Raw genomic sequence first — 11,968 nt, forward strand, 5'->3', positions numbered from 1 at the left:
GAGGCTCAGCCCTGTTTGGCGTTGTAGGCCGCGATGCCGTCCAGGATTTCCTTGTGGGCGGCGTCCTTGCCCTCCCAACCCAGTATCTTGACCCACTTGCCGGGCTCCAGGTCTTTGTAGTGCTCAAAGAAGTGCTGGATGGTGTTGAGACGCATCGGGTTCAGGTCTTCGGGCTTTTGCCACTGGGTGTAGATCGACAGGATCTTGTCGATCGGCACCGCCAGCACCTTGCCGTCCTCACCGGCTTCGTCCTGCATCTTCAGAATGCCGATGGCACGGCAAGGCACCACCACGCCAGGGATCAACGGCACGGGCGTGATCACCAGAACGTCGACCGGGTCGCCGTCGCCCGACAGGGTCTTGGGCACGTAACCATAGTTGGTCGGGTAGTGCATGGCCGTGCTCATGAAACGGTCCACAAAGATCGCGCCGGTTTCCTTGTCCACTTCGTACTTGATCGGATCGGCGTTCATCGGGATCTCGATGATCACGTTGAACGCATCGGGAACTTTGCTGCCAGGGGTGACGTTGTCGAGAGACATGATTTTTCTGAGAGTTGATGGAAAGGTTGCAGCCTCGCCAGCAGGTGACAGCGGCGGGGCCAAGACGGGGAGGCGCGAGAGCACCCGCGCATGCCGGGATTTACCCTGATTTTACTGATCCCAGCCTTACTTCCTGATCCAGATCATTTCCCAACTGAAGCATTTCCCGCTAAATTCGGCCCGTTGGCCAATCGCCCTGCCTTGCTGCACCCGCTGTAGCACGAGGACGCGAGGAAGCAACGCAGCGGGGGCCTTCCTCAAAGCGTTGCCCCCTCCAAGTCGAAACGAATGAGCAGGAGAAATATCTATGGTTGGACAATCTGCGCTGATCTTTGCGCTGGTGTGTGGACTGGTGGCCGTGGCCTACGGTTTCTGGTCTCGAAGTTGGATTCTTTCTCAGGACGCGGGCAACGCCCGCATGCAGGAAATCGCCGGGGCCATTCAAACCGGTGCCGCCGCCTACCTCGCCCGACAGTACAAGACCATTGCCATCGTGGGCGTGGTCCTGGCCATCCTGATCGGTGTGTTCCTCGACAGCACCACGGCCATTGGCTTCGTGCTGGGTGCGGTGCTCTCGGGCGCCTGCGGCTTCATTGGCATGAACGTCTCGGTGCGTGCCAACGTGCGCACCGCGCAGGCGGCCACCAAGGGCATCGGCCCGGCGCTGGACGTGGCCTTCCGCGGCGGCGCCATCACCGGCATGCTGGTGGTCGGCCTGGGGCTGCTGGGCGTGGCCGGGTTTTTCTGGTTCCTGGTCGGCAACGGCAACTTCACGCCTGACAAGAATCTGGCCACCCTGCTCAACCCGCTGATCGGCTTTGCCTTCGGTTCCTCGCTCATTTCCATCTTCGCCCGTCTGGGCGGTGGCATCTTCACCAAGGGCGCTGACGTCGGCGCCGATCTGGTGGGCAAGGTCGAAGCCGGCATTCCGGAAGACGACCCGCGCAATCCGGCGGTGATCGCCGACAACGTGGGCGACAACGTCGGCGACTGCGCCGGCATGGCCGCCGACCTGTTCGAGACCTACGCGGTCACGCTGATCGCCACCATGGTGCTCGGCGCCCTGATGGTGGCCGCCGCGCCCATGCAGGCGGTGCTGTACCCGTTGGTGCTGGGCGGTGTGTCCATCATCGCGTCCATCATCGGCTGCTTCTTCGTGAAGGCCAGCCCGGGCATGAAGAACGTGATGCCGGCGCTCTACAAGGGCCTGGCCGTGGCCGGTGTGCTGTCGCTGATCGCCTTCTATTTCGTGACCCTCTGGATCATGCCGGACAACGCGATCAGCGCCAGCGGCAGCCAGATGAAGCTCTTCGGCGCCTGCGCCGTGGGCCTGATCCTGACCGCCGCGCTGGTCTGGATCACCGAGTTCTACACCGGCACGCAGTACTCGCCGGTGCAGCACATTGCACAGGCCTCCACCACCGGTCACGGCACCAACATCATCGCGGGCCTGGGCGTCTCGATGCGCTCCACGGCATGGCCGGTGCTGTTTGTGTGCGTGGCCATCATCGTGGCCTACTGGTTGGCCGGTCTGTTCGGCATCGCTGTGGCCGCCACGTCGATGCTCAGCATGGCCGGCATCGTGGTCGCGCTGGACGCCTACGGCCCCATCACCGACAACGCCGGTGGCATCGCCGAAATGGCCGAGCTGCCCAAGAGCGTGCGCGACGTGACCGACCCGCTGGACGCGGTGGGCAACACCACCAAGGCCGTGACCAAAGGCTACGCCATCGGCTCGGCCGGTCTGGCTGCGCTGGTGCTGTTCGCTGACTACACCCACAAGCTGGAGTCCTACGGCCACCAGATCAGCTTCGACCTCTCTGACCCGATGGTGATCGTGGGCCTGTTCATCGGCGGCATGATTCCCTACCTGTTCGGCGCCATGGCGATGGAGGCCGTGGGGCGCGCCGCCGGGGCCGTGGTGGTCGAGGTGCGCCGCCAGTTCAAGGAAATCAAGGGCATCATGGAAGGCACCGCCAAGCCCGAATACGGTCGCGCGGTGGACATGCTGACCACGGCCGCCATCAAGGAGATGGTGATTCCTTCGCTGCTGCCGGTGGTGGTGCCGATCCTGGTCGGCCTGCTTCTGGGTCCGAAAGCCCTGGGCGGTCTGCTCATGGGCACCATCGTGACCGGCCTGTTCGTTGCCATCTCCATGTGCACCGGCGGTGGCGCCTGGGACAACGCCAAGAAGTACATCGAAGACGGCCACCACGGTGGCAAGGGTTCCGAAGCTCACAAGGCGGCGGTCACCGGTGACACGGTGGGCGACCCGTACAAGGACACCGCCGGCCCGGCCGTGAACCCGCTGATCAAGATCATCAACATCGTGGCCTTGCTGATCGTGCCGCTGCTGCCTGTGGCAGCGGGCCCGGGCCAAGCGAGCTCGGCCCACGCGCCTGCGCCTGTGGTCGCTGCGGCACCCGCCCCGAGCGCTCCAGCCGCTGCGATGCCCGCCCCTGCGGCTGTGGCGCCTGCTGCGCCCGTGGCCGACGGCGCTTCCGTGGTGGTGGAAGGTGGCGTGGTCAAGTTCTACTTTGCCAGCGGCAAGTCAGACTTGGCCGAAGGCGGTGGCAAGGCGCTGGAGCAGGTGATCGCGGGCGCTGCCACAGGCAAGAAAGTGGTGATCAGCGGCTTCCACGACGCCGCCGGCGACCCCGCCAAAAACGCCGAACTGGCCAAGCAGCGCGCCATGGCCGTGGCCGCCCTGCTCAAGAGCGCGGGTGTGGGCGACGACAAGATCGAACTCAAGAAGCCCGAGCAAACCCAGGCCGACGGGCCAGCCCAGCTCGCGCGGCGCGTCGAGGTGATGCTGAACTGAACCACTTCTGAGCTGCTGAATTCCCGGCCCCGCAGGTTTTGCCTGCGGGGCCTTTTCATTGAAGTGACACCCAAAGAGGCGACCCGAAGTGGGTGCCGAATGCGACAGCGAATCAGGGTGTCTCTGTGCAAAACAGTGGTCGGGGCCGTACCATGAAGCCGTCTCCCCTGACCCACGCACACCATGACCGAACTCGTCGTCCGACGCCTGTTGATCGATCTGGAATCCCCCGTGCCCCGGCACTGGTGCAACGGCGATGCGTTTCTCACCGCCTGGTTCAATGCGCTGTCGATGAGCTTCCCTGTGGGTGAGCAGTTTTTCATCGACTCGGTGCGCAACGGACTGAAGGCTCTCCCGCCCGAGCGGCAGACGCAGCAGCGCGAAGAGGTGCAAGGCTTCATCGGCCAGGAAGCGACCCACCGGCGCATCCACGCGCTGTTCAACGCGCAGCTGGAACGGCACGGTCTGGACAACGCCTGGGAACCACGAGCGCGAAAGCGCCTGCAGCTCATGGAGGGCAGCGACCCGCGCCACGGTCTCGCCATCACGGCGGCCAACGAGCACTTCACCGCCCTCTTTGCCGAGTGGATGCTCTCGCATCCGCATCTGCTCGACGGCTGCGAACCGCGCCTGAAAACCCTGTGGCTCTGGCACAGCGCCGAAGAGGCCGAGCACAAAAACACCGCCTTCGATCTGTACCAGGCGCTGGGCGGTAGCCACGGCTGGCGCGTCAAGTGGATGCGGCGCGTGACCCTGATCTTCCTGTCTGACACGCTGCGCCAGACCGCGCACAACCTGAGACGCGACGGCACACTCTGGCGCCGGTCCACCTGGGTCAGCGGCGCACGGCATCTGCTCGGACGCGATGGCCTGCTGCGCCAGAGTTTCGCGCCCTGGCGCGCCTACTTCCGCCGCGACTTCCACCCCAACCAGCAGCACAGCGACCTCTCGGCCCGGTGGCTCGCCGAAAACGCCAGCGCCTACCTCGCCGTCAGCTCTGGTTGACGTCTGCACCCCGCCACAGAAGCCCTTGCGGTGACCGGGCTCACCGGCCTTGCGGGTATGCAGCGTCCACCATAATGCGGGCATGTCTGATCGCGTGATTCCCCTTGTTGACCAGCGCATCGCTTCGCTGGTGGCCCGCATTCCCTCGATGCCCATCGCCTCCACCGGCCTGCTGGGCGACGCACTGGGGCGGCCGTTGCGCGACCTGCGCATCAGCGTCACCGACCGCTGCAACTTCCGTTGCAGCTACTGCATGCCCAAGTCGATTTTCGACAAGGACTATCCCTACCTCCCGCACAGCGCCCTGCTCTCGTTTGAAGAGATCACCCGCTTGGCGAGCCGGTTTGTGGACCATGGCGTGCAGAAGATCCGCCTCACCGGTGGCGAGCCGCTGCTGCGCAAGAACCTGGAAATCCTGATCGAACAGCTGGCCGCCTTGCGCACCACCGAAGGTCGGCCGCTGGACATCACGCTCACCACCAACGGCTCGTTGCTGGAACGCAAGGCCAAGGCCCTCAAGGCGGCCGGCCTGCAGCGCGTGACCGTCAGCCTGGACGGGCTGGACGACGCGGTGTTCCGCGCCATGAACGATGTCGACTTTCCCGTGGCCGACGTGCTGAACGGCATCGAGGCCGCCCGGGCGGCGGGTCTGGGGCCGATCAAGATCAACATGGTGGTCAAGCGCGGCACCAACGAACATGAAATTCTCCCGATGGCGCGCCACTTCAAAGGCACGGGCATCGTGCTGCGCTTCATCGAATACATGGACGTGGGCGCCACCAACGGCTGGCGCATGGATGAGGTGATGCCGAGCGCCGAGGTGGTCCAGAAAATCCACGCCGAGCTGCCGCTGGTGCAGCTCGACCCTTCATCACCCGGCGAGACCGCCGAGCGCTGGGGCTACGCCGATGGTTCGGGTGAAATCGGCGTCATCAGCAGCGTCACGCAAGCCTTTTGCCACGACTGCAACCGCGCCCGCCTCTCCACCGAAGGCAAGCTCTACCTCTGCCTGTTTGCCAGCCAGGGCCACGATCTGCGCCACCTGCTGCGCAACGGCACCAGCGACGCCGACCTGGCCAGTGCCATCGCCGCCATCTGGCAGGGTCGCGACGACCGCTACTCCGAGTTGCGCGCGTCCATGCCGCCGGATGCGTCCACCGGTGGGCGGCGGGTGGAGATGAGCTACATCGGAGGGTAGAGGAGTCCCCCCTGCGCCGCCTGCGGCGTCACCCCCCAAGGGGGCGATGCAAGCGGCCCGGCAAAGCCGGTTCCACTGCATCCTGGATTTCTGTCACTTCGCTCCGAAGACTTTCATTGAGCCACCCGCTGACACATGCACTCACTTTGCGAGGTTTCTCTTGATCCATCCTTCTGAAATCACCGCCCTCGTGCTCGCCGGCGGTCGCGGCTCGCGCATGGGCGGGGTCGACAAAGGCCTGCAGAATTTCAATGGCACGCCGCTGGCGTTGCACACCTTGCTGCGCCTTCAGATGCAAGAGGGCGGGCTGATCGGCGAGCTGCTGGTGAACGCCAACCGCAACTTGGCCGCGTACGAAGCCTTTGGCCACCCGGTCTGGCCCGACACGCTGACCGACTTCGCCGGGCCCTTGGCGGGTTTTCTCACTGGCATGGAGCGTTGCGAGACGCCGTACCTGCTCACCGTGCCCTGCGACACGCCGCTTTTTCCGATGGACCTGGCCCAGCGCCTGGCAGCCGCGTTCGACGATGCATCCACCGAAATCGCCATGGCCGCCGCCCGCGAGGAAGACGGCCAGCTGCGCACCCAGCCCGTGTTCTGCCTGCTGCGCGTGAGCCTGCTGGAGAGCCTGGTGGCGTTCACCCAGGCCGGTGGCCGCAAGATCGACCGCTGGACCGATCAGCACAAGACCGTGGTCGTGCCGTTCGACCAGCCCGGTGATCACCCCCAGGCTTTCTTCAACGCCAACACCCTGGCCGAACTGCAGTCGCTCGAAGGCACCTGAGTTCCCGCCACTTCCCACCGTATCCATGTCCACGATCGAACAGATCGCCGCCGCCCTGCAGGGCTACGACCCCCAGGCGCTGACGGCCGCCAGCGTCAACCAATTCCTCGCCAAGCTGGTCGAGCCCGTGACCGACACCGAGCGGGTGGGCGTGTTCGCAGCGCTCGGCCGCGTGCTCGCGCAGGACGTGGTCTCGCCCATCAGCGTGCCGCCGCACGACAACTCGGCCATGGACGGTTTTGCCTTGGATGGCAGTCAACTGATCAAAGGCCAGACGCTCACGCTGCGGCTGGCCGAAGGCACGGCCTTCGCCGGCAAGGCCTGGGCGGGCGTGGCGGGCGCAGGCACCTGCGTGAAGATCATGACCGGCGCCATCATGCCCACGGGCATGGACACGGTGGTGCCTCTCGAGCTGGTGAAGGTGGAGGGCGATCAGGTCCACCTCCCGGTCGACGTGCTGCAGAGAGGCGACAACCGCCGCTTCCTTGGTGAAGACCTCATGGCCGGCCAGCCGGCTCTGCGCCAGGGACAGTCGCTGGGCCCCGCCGCGCTCGGCCTGATCGCCAGCCTGGGCCTGGCCCAGGTGCCCGTGTTTCGCCGCGTCAAGGTCGCATACTTCTCCACCGGCGATGAAATCCTCAGCCTGGGCGAACCGCTGCGTGAAGGCGCGGTGTACGACAGCAACCGGTACACCGTCTTCGGCCTGCTCACGCGCCTGGGTGTTGAGGTGATCGACATGGGCGTGGTACGCGACGAGCCCGCTGCGCTGGAAGCGGCCTTCCGCCAGGCCGCGCGTGAGGCCGACGCCATCATCACCAGCGGCGGCGTCAGCATGGGCGAAGCCGACCACACCAAGGCCATGATGAAGCAGCTCGGCGACGTGGCGTTCTGGCGCATCGCCATGCGGCCAGGGCGCCCAATGGCGGTCGGCAAGATCGAGAGCCCCCACGCTCCGCCGCTGCGCGGGTCGCTGCCCCCCATGGGGGCTGAGCCCGGCTTGGGGCGGCCCGGCGCCGGGCTCGCCGAGGGAAAGCCATCTGCGGTCCTGTTCGGTCTTCCCGGCAACCCGGTGGCGGTGATGGTGACCTTTCTCGCCTTCGTGCGCCCTGCCCTGCAGCGTTTGATGGGCTGCACCGAAACGCAAGCTGTTTTCCTGAAGGCCCACAGCGCCGAGCCGCTGCGCAAGAAGCCCGGCCGCACCGAATACCAGCGCGGCACTGTCACCCGTGGCACCGACGGCAACCTGACGGTGCGCACCACCGGCAACCAGGGCTCGGGCGTGCTGAGCTCCATGGTTCAGGCCAACGGCCTGATCGTGCTGCACCACGGCCAAGGCAACGTGGCGGTGGGCGACGAGGTGGACGTGATGATGTTCGACGGCGTGATCTGAAACCAGCGCCCTCAGGGCCTTGGCCCGCGGGCGTCTCGAAAGCCAGGAGGCCGTGCTCAACAAGCCTTCACTTGGCCACCAGTACCTCACCGGAGTGAACGGCAGAAGAAGGCTCCGCCGGCAGCACCCGCGAGCCATGCCGGTCACGCGCCAGCAGCATGTACATCGTTGGCACCACGAAGATGGTGAGCAGCGTGCCCAGGCTCATGCCGCCGACGATCACCCAGCCGATCTGCTGCCGGCTCTCGGCGCCCGCGCCGGTGGCGAGGGCCAGTGGCATGGCGCCCAGCACCATGGCGCCAGTGGTCATCATGATCGGGCGCAAGCGCAGCGCGGCAGACTGTTTGACCGCTTCCAGTTTGTCCAGTCCCTGCTCACGCAGCTGGTTGGAAAATTCGACGATCAAGATGCCGTGTTTGGTGATCAACCCCACGAGGGTGATGAGCCCGATCTGGCTGAACACGTTGAGCGTGCCGCCGCTGAGCTTGAGCGCCAGCAGCGCGCCGAGCATCGACAGCGGCACGCTGAGCATGATGATCAGCGGATCGACAAAGCTCTCGAACTGCGCCGCCAGCACCAGGTAGATGAACAGCAGCGAAAGCGCGAACACGATGGCCAGCGACCCTGAGGAATTCTTGAACTCCCGACTCTGGCCGTTGAGGTCGGTGGTGTAACCCGGCGGCAGGATTTCGGTGGCAATGCCGTTCATCACCTGAAGCGCGTCGCCCAAGGCCAGCTCGGGCGAGAGGTTGGCCGTGATGGACGCGCTGCGGCGTTGCCCGAAGTGGTTCAGCTCCCGCGGCACCACCACCTCGCGCAGGGTCACCAGCGACGCCAGCGGAATCATGGCCTCCCCTCGGCCGCGCACGAACAGGCCGTCAATGTCTTCGGGCGCGCTGCGGTCACCCGAGACGGTCTGGACCACCACGTCGTACTGCTCGCCGTCGCGCTTGTAACGCGTCACGACACGGCCGCCCAGCATGGTCTCGACGGTGCGCGCAATGACATCCACGCTCACGCCCATGTCGGCCGCCCGCTCGCGGTCCACGTCCATGCGGATCTCGGGCTTGTTCAGGCGCAGGTCGGTGTCCACCTGAACGAAGCCGGGGTGCTTGGCGAGTTCATCCTGAAACTGCCGCACCACGCGCGAGAGGTTCTGGTAGCTGTCAGAGGTGACGATCACATAGTTGATCGGCCGCTCGCGAAAGCCCTGGCCGAGCGAGGGCGGTGTGATCGGGATTGCGCTGATGCCGGGCAGGCTGGCGAAGCGCGGCGCGAGCTCGCGCGCGATCTGCTGTGTGGTGCGGCTGCGCTCTTCCCACGGGGTGGCGCGCAGAAACACATTGCCCTGGGCCACGGTGGGACTGCCGATGTTGCTGAAGATGCGGTCGAACTCGGGATAGTCCCGGCCGATGCTCTCGATGGCTTCGGCGTAACGCCGGGTGTAGGCCAGCGTGGCGCCGTCCGGTCCGTTGATGCTGGCGAGGATCACGCCCCGGTCTTCAAGCGGCGACAGTTCCTGCTTGGTGGACTGCAGCAACAGCCAGCTGCCCACCGCGCTCGCCACCATCACGGCCACCACCACCCAGCGGGCGCGCAGCGCCATCGCCAGCACCGAGCTGTAGGCGTTGGTCGTGCCAACGAGCACACGTTCCATGAAGCGGTCAAACCGTCCCGGATTCGGGTTGTGACGGAGCAGTCGCGACGACAGCATGGGCGAGAGCGTGAGCGCCACAAAGCCCGACACCACCACCGCGCCGGCCAGCGCCAGCGCGAACTCGGCGAACAGCCGGCCAGTGCGCCCGGGGGTGAAGGCCAGCGGCGCGTACACGGCTGCGAGCGTCAAGGTCATGGCCACCACCGCAAACCCGATTTCCCGGGCGCCTTTGATCGCCGCATCGAAGGGCTTCATGCCCTCTTCGATGTGGCGGTAGATGTTCTCCAGCACCACGATGGAATCGTCCACCACCAGGCCGATCGCGAGCACCAGGGCCAGCAGGGTGAGCGTGTTGATCGAGAAACCAAACAGCCCCATCAGCGCGAAAGCGCCGATCAGGCTGACCGGAATGGTGACCAGCGGGATGATGGACGCGCGCAGTGTGCGCAGAAAAACGAAGATCACCAGCGCCACCAGCACCACCGCTTCGGCGATGGTCGTGTACACGGCCTTGATCGAGCGGTCGATGAACACCGAGTTGTCGTTGGCGATGTCGACGGTCACGCCCTCCGGCAGGTCGGTCTTGACCTTCTCCAGCAGTTGGCGCACCCCTGCCGACAGCTCCAGCGGGTTGGCCGTGGCCTGTCGGATCACGCCCAGCGACACCGAGTCGCGACCGTTGAGTCGCACCGAGGTGCGTTCGTCCTGCGGGCCTTGCACCACCCGCGCCACGTCGCCCAGGCGGATCGACTGGCCGTTCACGGTGCGCAGCGTGACCTCGCGGAACTGGGCGGGCGTCTGCAGATCGGTTGCCGCCGTCACGTTGAATTCGCGCAATGAGCTTTCAATGCGGCCGGCCGGCACCTCCAGGTTGGAGCGGCGCAAGGCGTCTTCCACGTCCTGCACCGTCAGCCGGTAGGCGGCCAGGCGGTCCGGATCGATCCAGATGCGCATCGAGTACTTGCGCTCGCCGTACACCCGAACGTCCGCGGCGCCGGGCGCGGTCTGCAGCACCGGCTTGGCCAGCCGGTTGGCGAAATCGGACAGCTGTAGGGCGCTGTGGGTGTCGGAGCTGAGCGCCAGCCAGATCACCGGGAAGGCGTCGGCTTCTACCTTGGCGATCACCGGCTCGTCGATGCCCTGCGGCAGGCGCTGGCGCACACGGCTGACCTTGTCGCGCACATCGGCCGCGGCCGAATCGGGGTCGCGCTCAAGCTTGAAGCGCACGGTGATGTTGCTCTGCTCCTGCCGACTGGACGACGTGATGAGGTCCACCCCTTCGATGCCGGCCAGCGAATCTTCCAACGTCTTGGTGATCTGGGATTCCATCACCTCACTGGAGGCCCCGACAAAACGCGTTTGCACCGAGACCGTGGGTTCGTCGATCTTCGGATACTCCCGCACCGTGAGCGAGTTGAAGGCCACCGCGCCCACCAACAGGATGAGCATGGATAGCACCGACGCAAACACCGGACGCCGGATGGAGATTTCGGGCAGTTGCATGGAAGGTCTCCTGACGATCAGCCAGCGCTCTTCGCGGCGGGTGGGGCAGCAGGCGCGTCACCAGCGGCGGGTGGGCCCGGTGGTGGCGTGGCGCCCGACTTTCCGCCACCCGGGCGATTCATGTCCACCACGCGCACCGGCGTACCGTCTTTCTGGAGCCGCTGCTGACCGGCCACGACCACCGTGTCGCCCACCTTCAGGCCGGACATCACCTGCACCTGCGGGCCGCGCCGAACGCCCAGCTGTACCTCGACGCGGCGCGACACGCGCTTCTTGGCGTCGCCGTCGCCTTCGTCCTCCAGGCGGAACACGAACTGCTTGCCCGCCTGCGGGACGATGGCTTCCTCGGGCACCACCAGTGCCGCGTCATTGACCGAAAAAATCGTGGTCACCCGGGCAAACATGCCGGGACGCAACTCACCCTTGGGCGACGGCGGCAGCGTGGCACGCACCGAGACCGAACGCCCGTTGGCATCGAGTAGCGGATCGACCGCCTGAACGCGCGCACTGAAATTCTGGCCCGGCAGGGCATCGAGGCTCACCTGCACCACCTGGCCCGCTGCGATGCGGGTCTGGTAGCGCTCGGGCAACCGGAAGTCGACAGTGAGCGCAGATGTGTCTTCCAGGTTCACCAGATCGGCACCGTCTTTCACATAGTCACCGAGGTTCACGCTGCGCAGACCGAGCGTGCCGTCAAACGGCGCCGTGATGCGCATGCGCGCGAGCCGGGCCTGGGCGAGCGCCACCTGCGCTTCGGCCACCTGAAGATTGGCCTGGCTTTCATCGAGCACGCGCCGGGCCACGAAGTTCTCGGCAACGAGTTCCTGGTTGCGTTTGAGGTTGGCACGGGCAATCGAGAGCTGGGCCTGTGCCTGGCTGAGTTCGGCGCGCTGCAAGGTGTCGTCGAACTGCACCAGCAACTGGCCCTTTCGCACCTTGGCGCCGTCGGCAAACGCGACCTTCGCCACCCGTCCGCTCACCTCAGGCCGCAGTGTCACACTCTGGCGCGAGCGCAATGTGCCCACCGCCTCTGCATCGTCCTGCAGGCGCATGGTCCCCACTTTCACC

Annotated in this window: 8 protein-coding genes; 5 read left to right on the plus strand and 3 right to left on the minus strand. The window is 65.9% G+C overall.

What is annotated here, in order from left to right:
- Positions 1-5: 5 nt before the first annotated feature.
- A complete protein-coding gene (gene ppa / locus B0E41_RS05600) occupies positions 6-542 on the minus strand; it encodes an inorganic diphosphatase (protein WP_077329783.1) in 537 nt (178 codons plus the stop codon).
- A gap of 307 nt (positions 543-849) precedes the next feature.
- Between ppa and B0E41_RS05605 the strand changes: the two genes are divergently transcribed.
- The 5 genes from B0E41_RS05605 to glp all read left to right on the plus strand — a co-directional run bounded on the left by B0E41_RS05605 (position 850) and on the right by glp (position 7,740).
- The gene (locus B0E41_RS05605; RefSeq protein WP_077329785.1) at positions 850-3,363 is read left to right on the plus strand and encodes a sodium-translocating pyrophosphatase; all 2,514 of its coding nucleotides are present in this window, start codon (positions 850-852) and stop codon (positions 3,361-3,363) included.
- 183 nt (positions 3,364-3,546) lie between these two features.
- Positions 3,547-4,368, plus strand: coding sequence for a metal-dependent hydrolase (locus tag B0E41_RS05610; protein ID WP_077329787.1), 822 nt, complete (start codon positions 3,547-3,549; stop codon positions 4,366-4,368).
- A gap of 82 nt (positions 4,369-4,450) precedes the next feature.
- Complete coding sequence (moaA, locus tag B0E41_RS05615) at positions 4,451-5,566, plus strand: GTP 3',8-cyclase MoaA (RefSeq protein ID WP_077329789.1); 1,116 nt, start codon at positions 4,451-4,453, stop codon at positions 5,564-5,566.
- A gap of 160 nt (positions 5,567-5,726) precedes the next feature.
- Positions 5,727-6,350, plus strand: a complete 624-nt coding sequence (mobA, locus tag B0E41_RS05620; RefSeq protein WP_171984677.1) for a molybdenum cofactor guanylyltransferase MobA — start codon at positions 5,727-5,729, stop codon at positions 6,348-6,350.
- Positions 6,351-6,375: 25 nt separating this feature from the next.
- Entirely contained in the window at positions 6,376-7,740 is a 1,365-nt protein-coding gene (glp, locus tag B0E41_RS05625) for a gephyrin-like molybdotransferase Glp (RefSeq protein ID WP_077329793.1), read from the plus strand.
- Positions 7,741-7,807: 67 nt separating this feature from the next.
- Here the strand turns inward: glp and B0E41_RS05630 are convergent, their stop codons facing one another.
- A complete protein-coding gene (locus tag B0E41_RS05630) occupies positions 7,808-10,900 on the minus strand; it encodes an efflux RND transporter permease subunit (protein WP_077329795.1) in 3,093 nt (1,030 codons plus the stop codon).
- A 17-nt stretch (positions 10,901-10,917) separates the two neighbouring features.
- Positions 10,918-11,968 (minus strand): efflux RND transporter periplasmic adaptor subunit (locus B0E41_RS05635; RefSeq protein ID WP_143433683.1); only part of this gene is annotated, 1,051 nt, incomplete at its 5' end.

It is taken from the genome of Hydrogenophaga sp. A37, assembly GCF_002001205.1.
In the GTDB taxonomy this organism is placed as follows: Bacteria; Pseudomonadota; Gammaproteobacteria; order Burkholderiales; family Burkholderiaceae_C; genus Hydrogenophaga.